General features: G+C 45.2%; 20 protein-coding genes and 1 pseudogene. 6 read left to right on the forward strand and 15 right to left on the reverse strand.

Translation table 11 applies throughout. The annotated features are described in order from the left end of the window. Positions 1–84: 84 nt before the first annotated feature. Together DWZ40_RS12305 and DWZ40_RS12310 are read right to left on the reverse strand one after the other, a co-directional pair. Positions 85–1,065 carry a LysR family transcriptional regulator gene (locus tag DWZ40_RS12305; protein WP_207664514.1) on the reverse strand — a complete coding sequence of 327 codons (981 nt, stop codon included), beginning with the start codon at positions 1,063–1,065 and terminating at the stop codon, positions 85–87. Beyond that, the gene (locus tag DWZ40_RS12310) at positions 1,065–2,036 is read right to left on the reverse strand and encodes a LysR family transcriptional regulator (protein ID WP_118543312.1); all 972 of its coding nucleotides are present in this window, start codon (positions 2,034–2,036) and stop codon (positions 1,065–1,067) included. Before DWZ40_RS12310 ends, DWZ40_RS12305 begins: the two co-directional genes overlap by 1 nt. Before the next feature lie 157 nt (positions 2,037–2,193). On the opposite strand from DWZ40_RS12310, the gene DWZ40_RS12315 reads away from it, so the two are divergent. Further along, on the forward strand, positions 2,194–3,480 hold the full coding sequence (locus DWZ40_RS12315; RefSeq protein WP_118543313.1) for an SLC13 family permease: 1,287 nt from the start codon (positions 2,194–2,196) through the stop codon (positions 3,478–3,480). Positions 3,481–3,520: 40 nt separating this feature from the next. Continuing rightward, the gene (locus DWZ40_RS12320; protein WP_118543314.1) at positions 3,521–4,447 is read left to right on the forward strand and encodes an alpha/beta hydrolase; all 927 of its coding nucleotides are present in this window, start codon (positions 3,521–3,523) and stop codon (positions 4,445–4,447) included. A gap of 89 nt (positions 4,448–4,536) precedes the next feature. Here DWZ40_RS12320 and DWZ40_RS12325 read toward each other — a convergent pair whose 3' ends face one another. From DWZ40_RS12325 to DWZ40_RS12345, 5 genes are all read right to left on the reverse strand, one after another. Further along, positions 4,537–5,136 carry a cytidylate kinase-like family protein gene (locus DWZ40_RS12325; protein ID WP_118543315.1) on the reverse strand — a complete coding sequence of 200 codons (600 nt, stop codon included), beginning with the start codon at positions 5,134–5,136 and terminating at the stop codon, positions 4,537–4,539. Positions 5,137–5,151: 15 nt separating this feature from the next. After that, positions 5,152–5,895 carry an amino acid ABC transporter ATP-binding protein gene (locus DWZ40_RS12330; RefSeq protein ID WP_118543316.1) on the reverse strand — a complete coding sequence of 248 codons (744 nt, stop codon included), beginning with the start codon at positions 5,893–5,895 and terminating at the stop codon, positions 5,152–5,154. Then, positions 5,882–6,562 carry an amino acid ABC transporter permease gene (locus DWZ40_RS12335; RefSeq protein ID WP_118543317.1) on the reverse strand — a complete coding sequence of 227 codons (681 nt, stop codon included), beginning with the start codon at positions 6,560–6,562 and terminating at the stop codon, positions 5,882–5,884. Before DWZ40_RS12335 ends, DWZ40_RS12330 begins: the two co-directional genes overlap by 14 nt. Positions 6,563–6,671: 109 nt before the next feature. After that, on the reverse strand, positions 6,672–7,529 hold the full coding sequence (locus DWZ40_RS12340; RefSeq protein WP_243035329.1) for a transporter substrate-binding domain-containing protein: 858 nt from the start codon (positions 7,527–7,529) through the stop codon (positions 6,672–6,674). Between the two features lie 91 nt (positions 7,530–7,620). Continuing rightward, positions 7,621–8,331: a gamma-glutamyl-gamma-aminobutyrate hydrolase family protein gene (locus DWZ40_RS12345; protein WP_182431729.1), complete on the reverse strand. Its 711-nt coding sequence runs from the start codon at positions 8,329–8,331 to the stop codon at positions 7,621–7,623. Between the two features lie 427 nt (positions 8,332–8,758). On the opposite strand from DWZ40_RS12345, the gene DWZ40_RS12350 reads away from it, so the two are divergent. Both DWZ40_RS12350 and DWZ40_RS12355 read left to right on the forward strand, forming a co-directional pair. Then, the gene (locus DWZ40_RS12350) at positions 8,759–9,241 is read left to right on the forward strand and encodes a YcxB family protein (RefSeq protein ID WP_118543319.1); all 483 of its coding nucleotides are present in this window, start codon (positions 8,759–8,761) and stop codon (positions 9,239–9,241) included. 171 nt (positions 9,242–9,412) lie between these two features. Further along, positions 9,413–10,072 (forward strand): DUF6198 family protein, encoded by a 660-nt coding sequence (locus DWZ40_RS12355; RefSeq protein ID WP_118543320.1) that lies wholly within the window; start codon positions 9,413–9,415, stop codon positions 10,070–10,072. A gap of 99 nt (positions 10,073–10,171) precedes the next feature. Here DWZ40_RS12355 and pdxT read toward each other — a convergent pair whose 3' ends face one another. The 5 genes and pseudogenes from pdxT to DWZ40_RS12380 form a co-directional block, all read right to left on the reverse strand. Next, a complete protein-coding gene (pdxT, locus tag DWZ40_RS12360) occupies positions 10,172–10,771 on the reverse strand; it encodes a pyridoxal 5'-phosphate synthase glutaminase subunit PdxT (protein WP_118543321.1) in 600 nt (199 codons plus the stop codon). Position 10,772: 1 nt separating this feature from the next. Beyond that, a pseudogene (locus DWZ40_RS12365) lies at positions 10,773–11,111 on the reverse strand (pyridoxal 5'-phosphate synthase lyase subunit PdxS); the annotation flags it as partial. Positions 11,112–11,184: 73 nt separating this feature from the next. Continuing rightward, positions 11,185–11,496, reverse strand: a complete 312-nt coding sequence (locus DWZ40_RS12370; protein WP_118543322.1) for an EAL domain-containing protein — start codon at positions 11,494–11,496, stop codon at positions 11,185–11,187. Further along, positions 11,466–11,753 (reverse strand): hypothetical protein, encoded by a 288-nt coding sequence (locus tag DWZ40_RS12375; RefSeq protein WP_118543323.1) that lies wholly within the window; start codon positions 11,751–11,753, stop codon positions 11,466–11,468. The genes DWZ40_RS12370 and DWZ40_RS12375 overlap by 31 nt, the downstream gene beginning before the upstream one ends. 258 nt (positions 11,754–12,011) lie before the next feature. Beyond that, on the reverse strand, positions 12,012–12,839 hold the full coding sequence (locus DWZ40_RS12380) for a MerR family transcriptional regulator (RefSeq protein WP_118543324.1): 828 nt from the start codon (positions 12,837–12,839) through the stop codon (positions 12,012–12,014). A 139-nt stretch (positions 12,840–12,978) separates the two neighbouring features. Here DWZ40_RS12380 and DWZ40_RS12385 point away from each other — a divergent pair, with 139 nt between their 5' ends. Further along, positions 12,979–14,319, forward strand: a complete 1,341-nt coding sequence (locus tag DWZ40_RS12385) for an MATE family efflux transporter (protein ID WP_118543325.1) — start codon at positions 12,979–12,981, stop codon at positions 14,317–14,319. Between the two features lie 89 nt (positions 14,320–14,408). Here DWZ40_RS12385 and DWZ40_RS12390 read toward each other — a convergent pair whose 3' ends face one another. After that, positions 14,409–15,584 (reverse strand): mandelate racemase/muconate lactonizing enzyme family protein, encoded by a 1,176-nt coding sequence (locus DWZ40_RS12390; RefSeq protein WP_118543326.1) that lies wholly within the window; start codon positions 15,582–15,584, stop codon positions 14,409–14,411. A 58-nt stretch (positions 15,585–15,642) separates the two neighbouring features. Further along, positions 15,643–16,950, reverse strand: a complete 1,308-nt coding sequence (locus tag DWZ40_RS12395; RefSeq protein WP_118543327.1) for a 2-hydroxycarboxylate transporter family protein — start codon at positions 16,948–16,950, stop codon at positions 15,643–15,645. A 210-nt stretch (positions 16,951–17,160) separates the two neighbouring features. On the opposite strand from DWZ40_RS12395, the gene DWZ40_RS12400 reads away from it, so the two are divergent. Further along, complete coding sequence (locus tag DWZ40_RS12400) at positions 17,161–18,099, forward strand: LysR family transcriptional regulator (RefSeq protein ID WP_118543328.1); 939 nt, start codon at positions 17,161–17,163, stop codon at positions 18,097–18,099. A gap of 79 nt (positions 18,100–18,178) precedes the next feature. Here DWZ40_RS12400 and uvrA read toward each other — a convergent pair whose 3' ends face one another. Beyond that, entirely contained in the window at positions 18,179–21,010 is a 2,832-nt protein-coding gene (uvrA, locus tag DWZ40_RS12405) for an excinuclease ABC subunit UvrA (protein ID WP_118543329.1), read from the reverse strand. Positions 21,011–21,032 lie beyond the last annotated feature (22 nt).

A 21,032-nucleotide genomic window follows, 5' to 3' on the forward strand; every position in this document is an offset into this window, starting at 1 on the left:
ATTTCCTGCATCATCTGCTATCCATTGTACGGTGTTTTCCACACTTACGCAAGAACGAATGTGCATACTTCGTCAGCTACTACATCAGCGATCATCCCTTGCCGCGTCAGGTGACCGGTTCAGGTTTTGCACAGAAAAAATATCGTAATCCTCATACTCCCGGTCACAAACATGAAGTAAAAGCAAAATGAGTTCCCGCACTGGCAATGTTATGGCCAGATCCTTTTTATAAGCAATTCCAAGATAATAGCTTGCTTCCGGAATCAATGGCATATGTCCGAAGGTGTCTGTTAGCTGAATCAGTGTCTCCGGTATGAGTCCGCAGGCGAACTGCTGGTTCAGTAAATAAAATAAATCCTTAACAGATGATGCCTGGCACAAATAATGCGGATGAATCCCTGCACGCTTCAAATAATATTCCGAAGTCAGATTTAAAAAAGAAACTTCCGGATGCTGAATATAGCCAATAGAAGAAAGTGCGTGTATCCTTGCAGCAAAATCTTTTTGTGGAAATCCAGTTGCTGCCGGGAACGTTTCCTCCAAAACAGCTGGAAATGCCAGATGAATTTCTTCCCTGCGTATCGGTATATATTCCAAAGCAGAAGTCGAAGGCAATGGGGTAACCATAAGTCCCAGATCGGCCTGATTGTTTTTTATGGCAGATTTGACCGATTTCTCTTCAACCGGAACCAGTTTTAGGGAAACATCCGGAACACGCTCAGAAAATGCCGGTTCAATCACCTGTTGAAAAAAGGGAAGCATTGTATAAAAAAAAGCGAAGCGAATTTCAAAACCAGACTTTGAATTTTTTATATTTGCTAATTGCTTTTCGGCATTATGTTTCATTTCCAGAATCATTCTTGCCCCGGAAAGATAAATTCTTCCAGGACCTGTTGGAACCATCTGACGTCCCTTCTTCTCAAAAAGCGGTGTTCCAAGTTCTTTTTCAAGTTTTCTAAGTTGCTGATTGAGCGCTGATTGTGTAATAAATAAACGTTCCGCTGCACGGGTAAGATTTTTTTCTTCATAAATTGCAGTGATATACTCTACAATTCTTGTATCCATCATATATCAGTCATCCTTGTATTTAGTATTTTCATCGTTTCTTCATTGGGATAAAAATGCTGAACATAATGTTTCTGTTCATGCTCAAGAAAACGATTTATAAAATATGTTTCCTCATCTGCAACATACAAATCTTTTCTCACAGCTAACCCAGCCCTAAGAAGAGGTGGTTTCCGCAAGCGGAACACACTGCATTTTTCCCAATCAAGCTGTGAAATAAAATGATCTGGAAGAAAGGAAACTCCCTGTCCCTTTTCCACCAGTGTTTTTACGACAAACGGATTGGATGAAGTATAAATTACGATCGGTGAAAAACCAACTTCTGCAAAAAAAGTAAGCAGATAGGGCTGGTAAGAAATATCCGAATCTGGAAGGATAAATGGTGTATGTTGGAATTCTGCCAAATCCACAAGCGGTGTATCATCATTTGTGGAGAATAAAGACGCCTTGAAAGACACCGGCACCACCATACAAAGTTCCATTTCATAAAACTGATAAAACGTAAAAGGAATATCCTGTTCAGCCGGGAAAGCGAGAATCGCAAAATCAATCTTTCCATCTGAAAGAAGACGAAGAAGTGTTCCTGATGCACCTTCCTGTATTCGAATGGAAATATTGGGAAACTGTTCAAACATATCTGCTATGACCGGTGAAATCTGAATCGAACCGGAATATCCCGAAGCTCCAACCGTCAGCTGCCGTGTTGAATTTTCGATATAGTTTTGGATTTGGCGATATGTAATATTTTTTACACGCAAAAATTCTTTTGCACTTCTAATATAAATCTGACCGGCCGGAGTTGGAATTAACTTTCTATGATAAGAGATAAAAAGCGGTGTACCTGCTTCTTCTTCCTGCATTGCCAAAAACTTACTCAGTGCAGGTTGGGAGATATGCAGCTGCCTGGCAGCTTCTGTAAGATTCTGACATTCTGCAATAGCCAGAATATATTCATACGGTCGTGAATTCATGGTTTTTGTCGCCTTATATTATAACTTTTTCTAACAATATATATAAAGATGTCGAACTTGTCAATCAAAAAAATCCCTTATATAATGACAATATCATATTTCCGGAAATGATCACTGAACTAAAAAGTATAACTAAAAATACCAAAAGGAGTTTCTTATGTTTACACGGGAAGTAATCATTGTACTATGCCTGCTTCTGTTTATGGTTGTAGGACTTTTAACCCATTTTCTGCCTTATGGCGTAATCGGCATGACATGCTGCGTCGTGCTCGTTCTCACCGGAATTAATGACATTCCAACTGCGTTTGCCGGATTTTCCAGCGGCAATACCATCATGATAGCATGTATGATTGTCGTTGCTTCTGTCCTGGGAAATACCCGACCTATGGGAAAACTAAGAGAATCGTTGAGTCACCTTCAGGGCAAATCCGGAATTTTTCTGATTCTGATGTTATTCGCAATCCTGATCCCGCTTTCTCAGTTTATGGGACAGATGGCCTGTCTCTCTATCTTATTGCTGTTTGCACAGACGCTGGACGATGAAAGTGAAATCTGTCCGGGACGCATCTTTTTCATTCTCTGCGTCATGAACTGCATGTGGGTTTCAAGATTTCCGATCGGTATGGGCGTTGCCATGTATGGTATGACTAATTCCCTGTACGAAGGATTAGTCGGACCGGAAGATCTTCTTGGCATCTACGACCTGTTCCGGATTGGTATCATTCCATCCATCGTCGGCACCATCTACTGTCTGCTCTTTTATCGTTTGATTCCGAAAACCAAAATCACCGGCGATCAGAATGCAGTAAAAAGTTATGAAAAACTGCCGATCAAAGATGAGATTGTTATCTGGGCAGTATTTTTTGCAGTAACCGGAGGATTTGCGTTTCAGAAACAGCTTGGCAGCAATATTTCAAACATCATGCCGGCAGCAGGTGTTCTGGCACTGATCATTTTTAAAGTTCTTCCAGCTGAAAAAGTCGTAAAGATTCTCACTTCCGATATGATCTGGATGGTTGCAGGTATGCAGACCATGTCCGCTGCCATGGCTTCAACTGGTGTTGGCGAACTGATCGGTAAAGGTGTCCTTACCATTCTCGGAAGCAATCCAAGCGGATTATTTGTAATGGTTGTCTTTGCAGTGTTTGCAACGATCATGACCAACTTCCTTTCAAACTTTGGAACCATGGGTGTTCTGTGTCCGATTGCTGCATCCACCGCTCTGGCCGGAGGAATGAATGTAAAATCAATCGTGCTGGTCGTTACCGCAGCATCCTGGCTGACTGCATTTATCATGCCGACCGGAAGTTCCGGCGCAATTATGGCATACGGAACCGGAAACCACAACCCACTAAAAACCATGAAGTTTACGCTGCCGCTTGTTGCACTGCTTCTTGTAACATTGATTATCTGCGCAAACATCTTTTATCCTATTTACAGTTAAACACCTGACGATTACTAACATCTAGAAAGAGGAAACAGAAATGGAATATTATATCAACCCTGGACGACTTCGCAAAAGTGTAAATTTTATCGATAATATTGTCTACTCCCATCAAAAGGATCTGGATGGAAATGACCTCGAGCTGAAAATGTCTGTCATGCTTCAAAATGGAAACAGTGAAATGCGCATTGCAGCCGGTATCGACGAAAATAAAGATCTTCGCAGTCGAAAACCTGCTATTTTGTGGATTCCGGGTGGTGGCTACCGCGGAGCAGACAAAAATTTAATGGTTGCAGAAGTGGAATATCTTGTGGAAGCCGGATATGTGGTCGCATCCATGTACTACCGCAGCAGCGCGCAGGGACATTATCCAGATCAGCTGATCGATGTAAAAACAGCCATTCGTTTTCTGCGGGCTCATGCCGCAGAATATGAAATCGACCCAGAGCGGATCGGAGTCATGGGACGTTCTGCCGGAGGTCATCTGGCAGCTATGGCTGCAATGAATACACCTGGCTATGATACAGAAGAATGGAGTGAATATTCTTCGGAAGTACAGGCAGCTTATGATATGTTTGGACCAGTCGATATCGTAACCCTGATGGAAAGTGACGAACGTGAAATGAAAGCCAATCCAAATCACCGTTGGAAAACCATCGAGGATACGCATGCCGGAGCTCTTATGGGAGGAGATCCGGCAACCATGAAAGAACGGGCAAAAGCTGCTTCTGCCGGTACTTATATTACGAAAAAGATGTGTCCGATCCTGATCATGCACGGAGATGCCGATCCTCTGGTTCCATGTGACATCAGCAAAACCTTTTATCATCAAATCTGTGATGCCGGAATGGAAGATCAGGCAGATTTTTATATGCTGAAAAATGGCGGACACGGAACTCCTGAATTTTTCCAGCCGGAAACCCGCGGAATCGTAGAACGCTTTTTTGACAAATATTTAAAAGCATAAAAGAAACGAATGACCAAAGAACTGTAAAAAGGGAATCATGTACCTTTTGTGAGTAACTCACATTTGTGTACATGATTCCCTTTTCTATTTTATATCTCCCCAAACTTCATCCGCGCTGCCTGTTTGATCAGCTCTGCTGCCTCCTCAATGCTGTAAAACGCACTGTTGATGCACAGATCACTGTTCAAAGTGTCGCTCTGGAAGCCTGGTATGTATTTTTTGTGGTAGCTTTCCCGCGCCTTGTCTGCTTCCGTTACCGCCTTTAAGGCTTCTTTTTCAGTCATTCCGAAGTATTCGATGCAGTTCTTCACGCGCACTTCATACGGCGCATAGATATAAACCCGAAGAAGTCTCGGCTCGTTCTGCAGGCAATACGCACCGCAGCGCCCTACAATGATGCAGGAACCTTTCCGGGCGAAATCCTGGATGATGCTTTTTTGCACCAGGAAGATCTCATCCCGCACATCCGGCATGCCAAGTCCGAATGGGTAACTGCGGTAAGCAAATTTGGACCGGGTATCCTCTTCTTCGCGGCTGATCTCTTTTATGGAAGTGTTCATGCGCTTTGCGGTTTCCTCCACAATGTCGCGGTCCATAAAATCAATGTGAAGCTGCTCAGAAAGCTCTTTCGCCACCAAACGTCCAAAAGAACCGTACTGTCTGGAGATGGTAATCACATATTTTTCCATGTCTTCACCTCCGTTTTACAGTACTTTGTTTAAGAAACTGATGGTACGCGGCTCTTTCGGATTTAAGATGACTTCCTGCGGAGTTCCCTCTTCCACGATGTAACCGCCATCCATGAAGATAACACGGTCTGCTACTTCCCTTGCAAAACCAATCTCATGGGTGACAATGACCATGGTCATGCCGTCTGCTGCCAGCTGCTTCATGACTGCCAGTACCTCGCCGACCATCTCCGGGTCAAGCGCGGAAGTTGGCTCATCAAACAGCATGATATCCGGCTGCATGCAGAGCGCACGTGCGATGGCAACACGCTGCTTCTGTCCACCGGAAAGCTGGGACGGATATGCATCGGCTTTCTCCGCTAAGTCCACCCGCTTTAGCATTGCCCTTGCCTTTTCCTCGGCTTCCTGTTTCGTCATTTTTTTGAGTTCTACCGGAGCCAGCATCAGGTTATGAAGGACATCCATATTATTGAACAGGTTGAAATGCTGGAACACCATGCCGATGTTCTCGCGAACCTTATTCATGTTTACTTTCTTATCGGAAATATCCACGCCGTCCACCACAATACTTCCTGCAGTAGCAGTCTCCAGCTTGTTTAAGCAGCGCAGAAAGGTGGATTTACCGGAACCGGATGGTCCTAAGATGACCACCACTTCTCCTTCGTGGATTTCCGTGGAAATATCCCGTAAAACCTCCAGGTCTCCGAAGCATTTCCGAAGTTTCTCGACTTTGATTTTTACTGTTTTATCGTTTGACACCGCGGTTCATCCTCCTCTCTACCAGCTTTGCAATGTAAGACAGGATCGTGATCACGACCAGATACATGATGCCGACGATCGTCCAGGTCTCAAAGGATTTAAACGTATTTGCCTGTACATTTTTCGCAGCAAGTACCAGCTCCGGAAATCCGATTACCGACAGAATTGAGGTATCCTTTACGGTGATGATGAACTGGTTGATGATGCTCGGGATCATGGTGCGGATTGCCTGGGGAAGAATGATCTTTCTCATGGTTTTCCAGTAAGGAAGACCTAACGATCTTCCGGCTTCCATCTGACCGATATCCACGGACTGGATACCGGCACGGATGATCTCAGCCATATAAGCGCCGCAGTTTAAGGCGAGGCAGATGGTGCCGGCCTGAAGTGCTGACAGGGTAAATCCATTTCCGATGCCCAGAATGGTATTGAGCAGATACGGAATACCAAAGAATACAAAGAACGCCAGCACGATCATTGGCACACCACGTATGACGAATACGAAAATCTGTGCAATGATGTTGCATGCCTTGTTCTTTACAACACTGAGAAGTCCGAAGATCATTCCCAGAATACATGCAAATACCAAACCTAAGAATGCAAGCAGCAGGGTCCGTCCCATTGCAAGCAGAAGAAGCTCTCCGTAGGTGGTGATAATCTTAACCATAATGCCTCACCCTTCTTTTTCTTTGTTACACACATCATGGACGCGCCTAAGACGCGTCCGCCTTGTGTTTCAGTTTTTGTGTTTCAGACACATACCTGCTATCTTTTGATTACTCACCCAGATACTTCGCAATGATCTCATCATAAGTTCCGTTATCCTTGATGTCCTTCAGACCAGCGTTGAACATATCAACCAGTTCCTGCTTGCTGTCATCGAAGATGGCGAAACCATACTCAGCCGGATCGTTGCCGGTACCGTCTACCAGCTTCATGGCAATGCCGGTATCCTTGATGTTGCTTGCCATGATTGGGGTATCATCGAAGCAGGCTGCAACCTGACCACCTACAACTGCCTGGTACATGGTCGGTGAATCCTCGAAATAGGTAATCTCAAAACCGTACTCATCTTTGATGCTCTCTGCATAATCTGCACTCATGGAAGCGGTTTTTACTGCTACTTTCTTGCCGCTTAAGCCATCAAATCCGGTGATATCAGAGTTTTCAGCAACTGCCATGCTCTGGTTTGCATCATAATAGCCATCGGAGAAGATCCAGCCGGAAGACTTACGCTCATCGGTAATGGATGCGCCTGCGATCATACCGTCTGCCTGACCAGACTGACATGCTGCGATGGAAGCATCCCATCCAAGAACCTGTACATCGTACTTGAAGCCCTGGTCCTCTGCAATCGCCTTGAGGATATCCATATCAATTCCTACGAAATTACCGCTCTCATCGGTATACTCAAACGGCTTAAAAGCAGTATCGGTTGCGATGACCCAGGTCTTATCTGAGGTATCTGCTGCTGCGGTAGTCTCATCTGCCTTGGACTCTGCTGCAGTGGTGTCTGCTGCGGTAGTATCTGCTGCTGCGGTGGTGTCTGCGGTTGTGCTCTTAGAGCCGCCGCATGCAGTCAGAGCTGCTGTCATTGCTGCTGCCATTACCATAACCATTGCTTTCTTTTTCATAATCTTGTTCTCCTCTCTTTTCTCCGTGACGGTTCGCATGTTTCCTCTTCCGATCACGCATTTATCTGAAATGGCTCTCGCCAATCCAAGATCACTTTTTTCCATTGCAGGCATCGACAAATGCCTGAACTAGCTTTTTACACTCCGGATCGCTTTCAAACGCAAATTCCGGATGCCACTGCACTCCGACCAGAAACGATTTGCCCGGTACGGAAATAGCCTCCACCAGTCCGTCTTCTGAGTACGCCATCGCTTCAGCCCCCGGCGCCAGTTCTTTGATTGCCTGATGGTGATAACTGTTCACCGCATGTTCCCCGGCCCCGATGATATCGGAAAGCTTTGTTCCTGAAACCACATCAACCTTATGGATCGGTTTGTCATACGGCGGTGTCATGTGATGTTCCGTTTCCGATGGATGCTCGGTTGGAAGATCCTGGTAAAGTGTTCCGCCAAGCAGGACATTCATGAGCTGAACGCCCCGGCAGATGCCAAACACCGGCTTATCTTCCTCCAGTGCTTTTTTGAAAAGATACGTTTCCATCTGATCCCGGCTGCTGCATGCTGTACCACAGGTCGCTTTCGCATGTTCTCCATACAATTTTGGATCCACATCGTGTCCTCCTGTCATCAGGATTCCATCGCACAGCCGGAAGCAGTCATCCAGTTCATCCGTGTCTATCGTCAGGGGAAGCATAACCGGAAGTGCTCCACATGCTTCCAGTACCTTCATGTATCCAGGAAGCATCCAATAGCTGTCCTTCTCATCGTCATAAAGAGGGATCAGACCAACTATTTTTTTCAAAATTACTCATCTCCTCTCTCGGAAAGAACAGCTGCACGGCTGTTTTTTGTTTTCTAACCGTAATGGTAATTCCAATTATGTAACAAAGGGGTATGTTGTGATATAACAAAAGGGACCTACATCTTCTCATCTGATGTAGACCCCTTTGTCTTGTCACGTATGATAGCATGATGATTTTCAAAAGTCAAGTTAAGACATAAGCTTTCTCTATTTTGCACATCAATTCCTAAATTTCCACACAATTTTTCTTAACTATCTTAAGTTTACATGGTGTTCTTGTGCCGTTCACAATGAAAAAGTTGTATAAAATACACAATGCAGATTGTAATTTTTATCTGTTTTCGCTATAATCGTACTGTTCAGATACAGCAATCCGGGATTTTAAAACCATCTGTTTCTGCATAATTTTTACAAGGAGGCCCTATCCATGCCATTTTTGCACCAGACATTTACCGATTACAATCTGGAGGAATTTACACGTTTTAATATGATCGTTCCTTTCCGGATCAGCAAATTCCGCTCCAAATTCCTTACTGTATGCTATATTCTTATGATCTTTTCCGGATTTTTACGCGTATTTACCGATCCGGGAACCTCTGCCTTCACTTATCTGCTGATTGTCTTTGCCATTCCGCTTGTTCTGGTGTACGTCTCCAAGCGCCAGTGCCGCAAGGTTTACAATACCAATCCGGAACTGCAGAACCGCCACTCTGTCATGCGTTTCTACGAAGACCATCTGCAGGAAACCAGCAATCACCAGTCTGTTGACATTCCTTACAGCAGCATCGCACATCTGGTAGAGACCAGAACCCACTTTTATCTGATGACTGCCGCAAATCAGGGCATGATCATTGTAAAAGCGAACTGTTCTGCTGAACTGATCCAGTTCATCCGCGGGCTCAAAAAATAATTTTTATCTAAAAAATAGTTTTTAGCATTGAAAAATAGTTAGTTTTCGTTTAAAATATAGACACTGACAGTTTTTTAACGGCAGCATCTTGTATAAAAAGCATAATGTTCGGGACCCATCTTCTATCAATACAAGCAAATTTCATCTGCCGTTCTGGGGAGGTTTACCGTCATGTCTATTCACACTTACATCCGGCGCTATTTGCTGTTTTTAACCGGAGTCATCTTGAGCGCCACCGGTATCGCTTTCATCACACGTGCAGGACTTGGTACATCACCGGTATCCGGACTGCCGTTTGTGCTGAGCCTGGTCACTGGAATTTCCATGGGGACCTACACATTTTTATTCAATATGACATTCCTGATCCTGGAAGCTTTGCTCCGCAAAAAATTCAGCATCCAGCAGACCCTGCAGATTCCGATCACATTCTTTTTCAGTTTCTGCATCGATCAGGCCATGGGCTTCATCCCGACCCGCTTTGGCGGTCCATGGGGAGCATCCTTTGTCTATCTGATCATCGGATGTGTCATTATGGCACTGGGCATCAGCTTTGAGGTCATCGCCGATGTGATTATGCTTCCGGCAGAAGCTCTGGTTCGCGAGCTGTCCAGACAGACCGGCATCCGTTTCGGAAATGTCAAGGTCGCATTCGACAGCACCCTGACCATCCTGGCTATGGTCGTTGCCCTCATTGCATTCCACAAACTCAACGGCGTGCGTGAAGGTACCCTGATCAACGCACTCTGCGTTGGACAGCTGGTCCGTCTGTGGCGTTCTTTCCTGGAAGCGCCGCTCAAAAAAGTATGTACGGCAGAACCGGTCGCCGAATAAACGTTCTGTATGTTCACACAAACCCCCGGCTGTACAGCCTGGTGAATTTCTCACCGGATGTACAGCCGGGGGTTGTTTTTTTGTCCACTTTTCTATTTCTTACCGAAGCATCGCAGTTTCTTTCATTTCCATGGAACAAGCCACTGTCTGCAAAAATAACGCATGGATCCGGCTATCTTCATCCAGTTCCGGATGAAACGACATGCCAAACTGGTTTTTATAACGGACCGCAACCAGATGTCCATCCACCTTTGCCAGCACCTGCACCTCCGTCCCTGCCTCTTCCATATAAGGAGCACGGATAAAGGTCATAGGCACCTTTCCAATTCCGGCAAACTCCTGCACAGTGTGAAAACTTCCGAGCTGTCTTCCATAAGCATTGCGGCGCACAGAAACCGGAAGGGTTCCAAAATACACATGCTCGTCGTTCGTCAGATGTTCTGCCAGAAGAATGAGTCCGGCACAGGTCGCAAGAACCGGCATCCCATCCTCAATCTTTTCTTTCAGGATATCAAACATCCCAAGTTCCCTCAGCAGCTTTCCCTGAACAGTACTCTCACCGCCCGGAAGCACCAGAGCGTCAAACTCTGCATCCAGATCTTCTTTTTTGCGCAGCTCGATGCACTGCGCACCCAGGACTTCCAGCTTTTTCTCATGCTCGATGAAGGCTCCCTGGACTGCCAGGACTGCAATCTTCATCCTATTTGCCCCTCTCTGCCATTAACAGCGCGATTTCCTGCTCGTTGATGCCAACCATGGCCTCGCCAAGATCCTCAGAAAGCTCTGCCAGCATCTTATGGTCATTGAAGTTGATAACCGCCTTGACGATCGCTGCCGCACGCTTCTTCGGATCACCGGATTTAAAAATACCGGATCCGACAAAAACACCTTCCGCGCCAAGCTGCATCATAAGTGCCGCATCTGCCGGGGTTGCCACGCCACCTGCCGCGAAATTTACAACCGGAAGACGTCCGTTGTCATGCACATACTGCACCAGGTCATACGGAACTCTTAAAACCTTTGCCTCCTCAAACATATCCAACAATCTCCTTTGCGTAAACACTCCTATGCGTTCCGGACCGCATCGGTGATCTTGTTCCACATTATAGGCGCTATCTGGATATTTCAAAATAGCCAGTATTTGTATTTTTAACCAGTCCAGTTTTTCGTTGCTCTGCATCCAGCAGCTCTGCGAACGGCCTCGGCTTACTGTAGTAATGTCCCTGCGCGAAATCACAGCCCATATCGTAGATCAGCTCTGCCTGTTCTTTTGTCTCGATTCCCTCGAAGATTACCTGCATGTTCAGTGCTTTTGCCATATTCATGATAAAGCGGATGACCTCCTGGTGGCGCTTGTCGTTCACATCCTCCACCACAAACTGGCGGTCCAGCTTTAAATAATCGACCGGCAGCCTTGCCGCCATGGCAAGGGAAGATTCAGCTGGATCTGGTAATAGCCATCATCATAGGGAATACGCAGGTACTTGTCTGCCCAGGAAAAATACTCCGCACAGTCCCAGGAAAAATGTTTGAAATCCTGCTGGCATGTGATATAGCCGATAAATACCAGATGATGCTTCTGGACTGCCTTAATACACGCAGATATCTCATGCGCAAAACCTTTTAACCGAAAAGAAAGCACGGTGTCACGGTTTTTGTGCAGTTCTGCCTCAAACAGCACTTCCGGATTTTCCAGATATTCTTCCAGGAAGGTATCTGTTTTAACCCGGTTACCGCGGTCCTCTTTAAAAATCCGCCTGATCTTCCAATTTTTTCACATAACAGGAACACTGCCTGATACTCATCACTGTGCATACGTTTCATTCGCTTTTTCTACCAGTTCCCTTGCATCTTCTGTATAAATATCGATTGGCCACAGTTCCCCTACCCGGCGCATACTCTCTGCAATGATCTCCGCAAAAATATCATCCAGCCACTGTTATGACCATTCTTTTTCTGCGATCCGTACCGCGATTTCTGTCACATAATCTTCCATCCGCTTTACCGAAAGATTGTCCATCACATCGCGCTCTACATAGGGACCTTCTGTCTGAATTTTATGTTCCTTTCGGTAGGTCTCCATACGCTCATACGCTTCCCTCATTTCCATCCAGGAACCCACATGAAATCCAGTCAGGTAGTCTCCTTCCGGAAGGATCTGATACGTCATATGATCCGGCTTTTGCTGTAACAGAATAAGTACATTATCGTACACGTTATAATCCTGATTTTGCACATTTCCTTCATGCTGAAAATATGCCACCTCATAATCATTTCTCTGCTCCGTATTCTTAAAATCCAGGATCAATGCATTGGTTTTTTCTACGTAATCCTGCTCCGAGCTGCCATCCATCTGCCGGATCAGATAATACCGCTCCGGATAATGCCGGATCTGTATTTTGGAAAAATCCTGTCTCAGTGCTGTACTGATTTTTTCCCGGCGCTGCCGGATCCACCCTCGCATGTTTTCCAGTTTTGCGATTTCCTGCTCGATCTGCGCTTCCCGCTCTGTAAAAATGCGCATCAGTTCCTGCGGGCTGCGCATTTGCAGGAAACGGCGGATTTCCTTTAGCGGCATGCCAAGATCCCGCAGAATCAGAATCGTATCCAGAGTTTCCACCTGATACAGGGAGTACATGCGGTAACCATTTTCAGCCACAAACTCTGGGGAAAACAGACCAATTTCATCGTAATGAAACAAGGTATGCTTCGTCACTCCGGTCAAAGCCGCAAACTCTCCGGTTGTCATATATAAATTACGATCCATATATCCAATTCCTTTCTGTCATGATCTATTTCAAAAATAATTTTAATTTCTCTTGACTATCGGGTAACCCTATGGTTTATTCTCTCAAAAGTCACCTGTATGTTCAAGACTATTTTCAGAATATCGAGGAGTTTTTATAATGACAACATCCATTAATCAGCATTTCAGCCCCTGGTCGCTGCTGAAATTTGCGTTTCCATCTATTATCATGATGATGTTTATGTCCCTCTACACGATTGTGGACGGCATTTTCGTATCCCGCTTTGTCGGAAGCAATGCGCTTTCTTCCTTAAATATCGCCTTTCCTGCTGCCAGCGTTGTCATCGCTGTCGGCACCATGCTGGCAACCGGCGGCACAGCTGTCATCAGCAAATATCTGGGCGAGGGCAAAAAAAGAGAGGCACGGGAATGCCTCTCTCTGTTTCTTTTAGTCGGACTGTTATTCAGCTTTTTCGCCGCTTTGATCGCTGTTCTCTTTCCAGAACCGATCTGCCGGATGCTTGGTGCAAACGACCTGCTTCTGGCTGACAGCATAACCTACTTGAAGATCCTGCTTTTGTTTTCCCCGGCCTGTATGCTCCAGACCCTGTTCCAGTGTTTTCTGGTTACTGCCGGAGCTCCGCATATGGGGCTGATCCTCACAATCCTGGCCGGACTGGTCAATGCCGTTATGGATTATGTTCTCATTGTACCGTGTCAGCTTGGAATCGGCGGAGCCGCCATGGCAACCGGACTGGGACAGACCATCCCTGCCGTGATCGGACTGGTCTTTTTCCTGTCACCCAGACACGAACTGCATCTGACCCGTTTTTCTTTCCGTGTAAAAGAACTCCTGCAGGCCTGCTACAACGGTTCTTCCGAAATGGTCACCCAGTTTTCCAATGCCGTGATCACCCTTTTATTTAACATCATCCTGATGCGCCTGGCCGGACCAAACGGGGTTGCCGCCATCACCATTCTTTTGTACGGTCAGTTTTTATTCCAGGCCTTTTATCTGGGATTCTCCATCGGCATCAGCCCAGTGATCGGATTCCAGTACGGCGCTGAAAACCGAAAGGAGCTGAAAAATATTTACCATATTTCTTTCTGGTTCACTGCAATCATTTCCGTATTTATGACTGCGGCCGCCATTTTTCTTTCCACTGGCATTGTCACCATCTTCACGGATGATCCGAAAACCTATGAACTGGCTGTCACCGGCTTCCAGCTGTTTGCCGTAAACTTCCTGTTCTGCGGTTTTAATATCCTTTCCTCCGGATTTTTCACCGCGTTGTCGAACGGAAGGGTATCCGCAATCATTTCCTTTGCGAGAACTCTGGTATTTACCACGATCTCCCTGCTGATCCTGCCGCAGTTTCTTGGAATCAACGGTGCCTGGCTCGCTGTACCGATGGCAGAGTTTCTCACTCTGCTTCTGTCCATTGGTATGCACCGGAAATACTTTTTCCGGGAAGGTAGGCAGAATTATTTTCTGAAATAACACCAAATTCATTATAAACTGCTTCGACAATAAAAGGTTCTCTTTTACCGGTTATTTCGTAAAAAGAGAACCTTTTTGTTACTGAAATCTTATTGATCGCACACAGAACCATCTATTCTCATTCTAGTAGCAATTTTGTGCGACTGAAAAGGAAATAGTTTCTCTACATCTGGCACCAGTTCAATTCCCAATCCTGGTTCTGTTGGAATTTCAACATAACCGTCTTTTACATTTGGTACATGATTCACCATATCACGCATGCGTAATCCACTTTTCTTACCCATAAACTGATCTTGGGTGGAACGAACATCTGGTGATGGATACTCTGCAATAGCCAAATTATCAATGGCTGCACATAACTGTAACTCTGCATTCGTAGCAACAGGACTCAGCGGGTTGTGCGGCACCAGACTACAATGATGAGATTCTGCCACAGCCGCAATTTTCATAGCTCCCGTAATACCTCCACATAAACAAATGCTTGCTCTTACATAATGGCATGCTCTTCTTTCCAAAAGCATTTGAAATTCAAAAATATTATGAATACGTTCTCCAGTAGCAATGGGAATCCTAGAAGCAGAAGCCACTTGTGCCATTGCATCAAAATTATCTGGTCTAATTGGATCTTCCAAAAACATAGGGTTAAATTGTTCCAGTTTACCCGACAAAGAAATAGCCAAAGCAGGTTCCAGTCTTCGATGCAATTCCAGACAAATGTCCATATCTTTTCCTACTGCTTCTCGTATTTTTCCTACCCGCTCTTCTGCTTTATATAACATTGCCGCAGTTCCATCAGAAAATGGCACATCCGAAGGTTCATCCAAAAACGGATTAATATGTCCCACTGCTGTATATCCCTCTTCTTTTGCCTTTAAGCAATGTTCGACCTGTTCTTCTACCGTACAGCCATTCACATGTGCATATACTCTCACCTTGTCTCTACATTTTCCACCAAGCAACTGCCATATAGGCGCATTGTAATATTTTCCCTTGATATCCCATAATGCAATATCTATCGCGCTCAAAGCACCCATGATTGCTGCGCCACGGAAATGCGAATAGCGATACATGGACTGCCAAAGATGTTCAATATCCATCGGATCTTTTCCAATCAGATACTGGGAAAACGTTTCTATTGCCTGTGCACTGGCATCCAAAAATCCCCATGCTCCACTTTCCCCCAAACCTGTGATTCCTTCATCTGTGAGTATCTTACAATAAACAGCTCTGTTTGATTTTATTACTTTTACATTTACAATTTTCATATCGCTTCTCCAACCTTTTACCATATTGTTTATATGAATCATAGCTCGGCATGTCCATTCAGCCAAACATACCAAATACAACTCCCGAAATTGCAAGTACAATGGCTCCACCAATTCTAGAGGAAATTGATGCGTAAGTCATAAGATCCATTCTGTTTCCAGCAGCCAAAATCAGCATATCTCCACTGCCTCCCATGTTAGCCATGCATAACCCTCCTGTCATTGCGGCATCTATTGGATAAAAGCCCACGAGATAACCAATCAGCGCACTTCCCAAAATACAACCTACAATAATAGCAACAGAAAGCACCAGTGTTTTCACTGACATAGCATCGATAAAGCTCTGAAAATCCAGAAGAGAAATTGCCATTCCTGCAAATACTGACGGTGTCAGCCAAACTTTCATTACATCATAGACTTTGCAAATTCCTTTTCTTAATTTTGCAGACAACACACCACTAATATTTAATCCAACCGCAATAATAACCAAGTATGCATACTGATGAATCGATACACCAAAAATTTTAGGAAGAAACCATTTGGAACAAAGACCGGCAAATACCCAGCACCCAGCCATGATCATCATTCCATTTCCCATATCTTCTAAACTGTATGTAACCTGCTCCGAATCTCCAATGCTATCTTTGTCATTCTTTTTACGTAATAATTGACTTCCATCTCCTGTCATTTTTGGAAATTTCTTTCCTAAAAGATCCAAACCAACAGCAAAGAAAATGCAAAGAATATTAGCAACCATCAATGCAGACATCGCAATGCCGTAATATACATCCTTGTCTTTTCCTGTCACCTCTTCATAAATGCTACTCATTGGAAGAGCACCTGCTGCACTTCCACCACCCATTATAGGCATCACATAAGTCATCAAAATGTCTCCGATACTTAAATGGAAACAAATCATGCCTGCTGCAGCCGCCATAATCGCAGCTCCTACTAAGCCACCTAAAATACACGGAAGATATCCGACCAAAGATTTTAACAAAATTTTTCGCTCAATAGCCATAACTGCGCTTACAATCAATAATGTAAGAAAAAAAGCTTGAAAATTGATTCCAGACATCCAGTTATTTGCAGCTTCAACATAAGCTTCCGGTATTAATTTCGCCCATGTTGCAAAAGAACCAAGTAATAATAAAAGTAATGGTCCACCACCTAAATAATCTTTTACGATTGGAAGCTGATTGCCCACTCCCATGATTATAGCTCCGATTACTGTAAGCCAAAATATTGTAGAGCCAAAATCTGTTCCCATTTTTCCTGAGTACATACCTAATACCGTTATCCCAGCTAACACCACCCATGTCAGTAAAGGCAAACCCATCCATTCATACTTTTTCGAAACACCCATAATAATATTCTCCTTATATTTTTTTCTTTTTTCTTAAATATTTGTCGACATATATCAAGAATTTTTATGCAATTTCTGCATTTATTGACTTTGCTGCAAAAGCATCATATACTTTATGACATAATTATATTGTGTAATTCATCATTTTGTCCAATATGTTCCCATAAATAATACTATAAACAAATATTTATAATTCAAGGAGTGTGCTTTATGTCTTTCGATAAATTAGATTATGTCATAGCTGTTGCTCAAGAACAAAATTTAACAAAAGCTGCAGCCAGACTATATATTTCACAGCCCGCATTAACAAGTGCATTAAATAAGTTAGAAAGCGAATTAGGTGTGAAACTTTTTGATCGTAAACATTCACCGATCAGACTGACCGCTGCCGGAAATCTCTATATACAAGAAATGAACCATATCCGGCAACTGCAGATCAAAATGCAAAACCAATTATCATCTTTATCAAAAACTCGTTTCTGTCTAAGCATCGGAAGTGGACGTGGGCATTATTGGCTTCCCCTTTTACTGCCCACGTTTGCAAAACTTCATCCAGACGTGCAATTGTCCATCAATAACAACGCTTTGAATACACATGACAAAAACATTGACAATCTTCCTGCTACTCTAGCGATCGGAACTTTTAGCCTTTCAAACACGCATAACAATATTCAAGATGAATTTTTAATCCAAGAAAATCTTATCTATGTAATACCTCAATCGCTTGGCCTTATTTCACCAGAAAAATACAAAGGATGCTCTATTGAACATCCTTGCCTTATCGATTCTTCTATATTAGACGGTGCACCTTTTGTTTGTGGCGAAAATATTAATAATTACACATATTTTTTAGAACGAGAAATGAATCGCTATCAGTTTAAATATGGAAATCTAATAACCTATGGTACGCCTCAAGCTGCTCTGCTTCTTGCCAGCAATGGCATGGGCGTTACATTCATTTCTCAAAGTATTTGCAGATGGGAACAAATTGCATCTCGATACGATGTTTATTTTTGTACTTTGGATTCAACACCTCCCGTTCAAAACATTCACGCCTTTTATGCTGAAACTCCCAATAACGTCAATTTAATTCAAGATATGCTTGATTTAATTCGTAAACAATTAATCCCACAGCTCTATCCTTTATAAACATAAAAAATCCGAATGTCATTACACCATATGTTACCGTGTAATGACATTCGGATTTTTCTAAAAACACCTATGATGATCAGTTTCTACTCAGATACCGCTTCACATACTTTCCAGTATAAGATACCGGGCTTTCTGCGACTTCCTCCGGCGTTCCTTTCGCGATAACAGTTCCACCGCGCTCGCCGCCCTCCGGTCCAATATCGATCAGGTAATCCGCTGTTTTGATCACATCCAGGTTGTGCTCAATGACAATGACCGTATTACCACCATCCGACAATCTGCGCAGGATCTCCACCAGCTTGTGGACATCCGCAAAATGCAGACCGGTTGTCGGCTCATCCAGAATATAAACGGTCTTTCCGGTTCCACGGCGGCTTAACTCCGTCGCCAGCTTGATCCGCTGTGCCTCGCCGCCGGAAAGCTGGGTTGACGGCTGTCCCAGACGGATATACGAAAGTCCCACGTCATTCAAGGTCGCAATCTTCCGGTAGATCGACGGCACATTCTCAAAGAATTTCATAGCCTCTTCTACCGTCATGTTCAGCACATCGTAAATGCTCTTTCCCTTATATTTCACTTCCAGCGTCTCGCGGTTATAGCGTTTGCCCCCACAGACTTCACACGGCACATAGACATCCGGCAAAAAATGCATCTCAATCTTGATGATGCCGTCACCGCTGCAGGCCTCACACCGACCGCCCTTCACATTAAAGCTGAAACGTCCTTTGTTATAGCCCTTCGCCTTGGCATCCGGCGTCGACGCAAACAGGTCGCGGATCATATCAAACACGCCCGTGTAAGTTGCCGGGTTAGAACGCGGAGTACGGCCGATCGGGGACTGGTCAATGTTGATGACCTTATCCAGCTGCTCCAATCCCTCGATCTTCTTAAATTTGCCCGGAATAGTACGCGCACGGTTCAGCTTTCTTGCCAGTTCCTTATAAAGGATTTCGTTGACCAGGGAACTTTTTCCCGAGCCGGAGACACCGGTCACGCAGGTCATAATGCCAAGCGGGAAGGAAACATCGATATTTTTTAAGTTGTTCTCTGCTGCCCCGCGCACCGTGATCCAGCCGGTCGGCTGTCTGCGCTCCTTCGGAACCGGGATCTGGATGCGTCCGCTCAAGTACGCACCTGTGATAGACTTTTCGTTTTTCATGATTTCTTCTGCCGTGCCAACCGCCACGACTTCTCCACCATGTTCCCCCGCTCCCGGTCCGATATCCACAATACAGTCCGCTGCCCGCATGGTGTCTTCATCGTGTTCGACCACAAGCACGGTATTTCCAAGATCGCGCAGATGTGTCAGGGTCGCAAGAAGCTTATCATTGTCGCGTTGATGCAGACCGATACTCGGCTCATCCAGGATATAGGCAACTCCGACCAGACCGGAACCAATCTGCGTTGCCAGACGGATCCGCTGTGCCTCACCGCCGGATAACGTACCAGTTGCCCGGGAGAGAGACAGATACTCCAGACCGACATTCAGCAGGAAATCCAGACGCGCCTTGATCTCTTTTAAGATCTGATGACCGATGGACTCCTGCATCGGCGTCAGCTTTAAATCCTCCAGAAAAGCACGGAAGCGGGTAATGGACAGCTCCGTTGCCTCATAAATATTCAGATCACCAACTGTAACCGCCAGGGGACCCGGCTTTAAACGCTGACCCTTGCAGGCCTTACACGGTGTGATGCGCATAAACGTCTCGTATTCCGCTTTCGATGCCTCGGAAAAGGTTTCCTTATAGCGGCGCTCCACATTGCGGATCAGACCTTCGAATGCGACCGGGTAAATGCCCTCACCGCGCTGTCCCTTGTAATAAACTTTGACCTCTTTCCCGTTCGTTCCATGCAGGATCACATCCTGGATTTCCTTCGGGTAATCTTCAAACGGAGTATCCAGATCAAAATGATACTCCTTGCACAGCGCATCCAAAATGGCATGGGTAAAACTGCTCTTTTCCGTGCAGGACTGCCAGCCCATCACCACAATGGCTCCTTTGGAAATGCTTAAGGACTTATCCGGGATCATAAGGTCCTCATCAAATTCCATCTTATACCCGAGACCGAAGCACTCCGGGCAGGCGCCAAACGGATTATTAAAGGAAAAGCTTCGCGGCTCCACCTCTTCGATGCTGATGCCGCAGTCCGGACAGGCAAAGCTCATGCTGAAATTGATCGGCTCCCCGTCGATCACATCAACGATCATGAGACCATCCGAAAGTCCCATAACGGTCTCGATGGAATCCGTCAAACGCTTTTCGATGCCCTCCTTCACCACCAGACGGTCTACCACGATCTCAATATTGTGTTTGATGTTCTTTTCTAACTTGATCTCCTCGGAAAGGTCATAGAGATTCCCGTCAATGCGCACGCGCACATAGCCGCTGCGGCGCGCCTGCTCCAAAAGCTTGACGTGTTCCCCCTTGCGCCCGCGCACCACCGGTGCCAGAAGCTGGATCTTCGTGCGCTCCGGCAGCTGCAGGATCTGGTCAACCATCTGGTCGATGGTCTGTTTTTTGATCTCACGTCCACACTTCGGACAGTGCGGAATACCGATGCGTGCATACAGAAGACGCATATAATCGTAGATCTCCGTCACCGTTCCCACCGTGGAACGCGGGTTGCGGTTGGTCGATTTCTGGTCGATGGAGATGGCAGGAGAAAGTCCCTCAATGCTTTCCACATCCGGCTTTTCCATCTGTCCCAGGAACTGTCTGGCGTAGGAAGACATCGACTCCATATAACGCCGCTGTCCTTCTGCATAGATGGTATCAAACGCCAGGGAAGACTTGCCCGAACCACTTAATCCAGTCAGAACTACCAGTTCATTTCTTGGGATATCCAGGGATATATTTTTTAAATTGTGCTCATTGGCACCTCGAATCTTGATATACTGCTTTGCCATGGCCGTAAACCTTTCTTGTGCA

This window comes from Clostridium sp. AF32-12BH, from assembly GCF_003477935.1.
Lineage (GTDB): Bacteria > Bacillota > Clostridia > Lachnospirales > Lachnospiraceae > Brotaphodocola.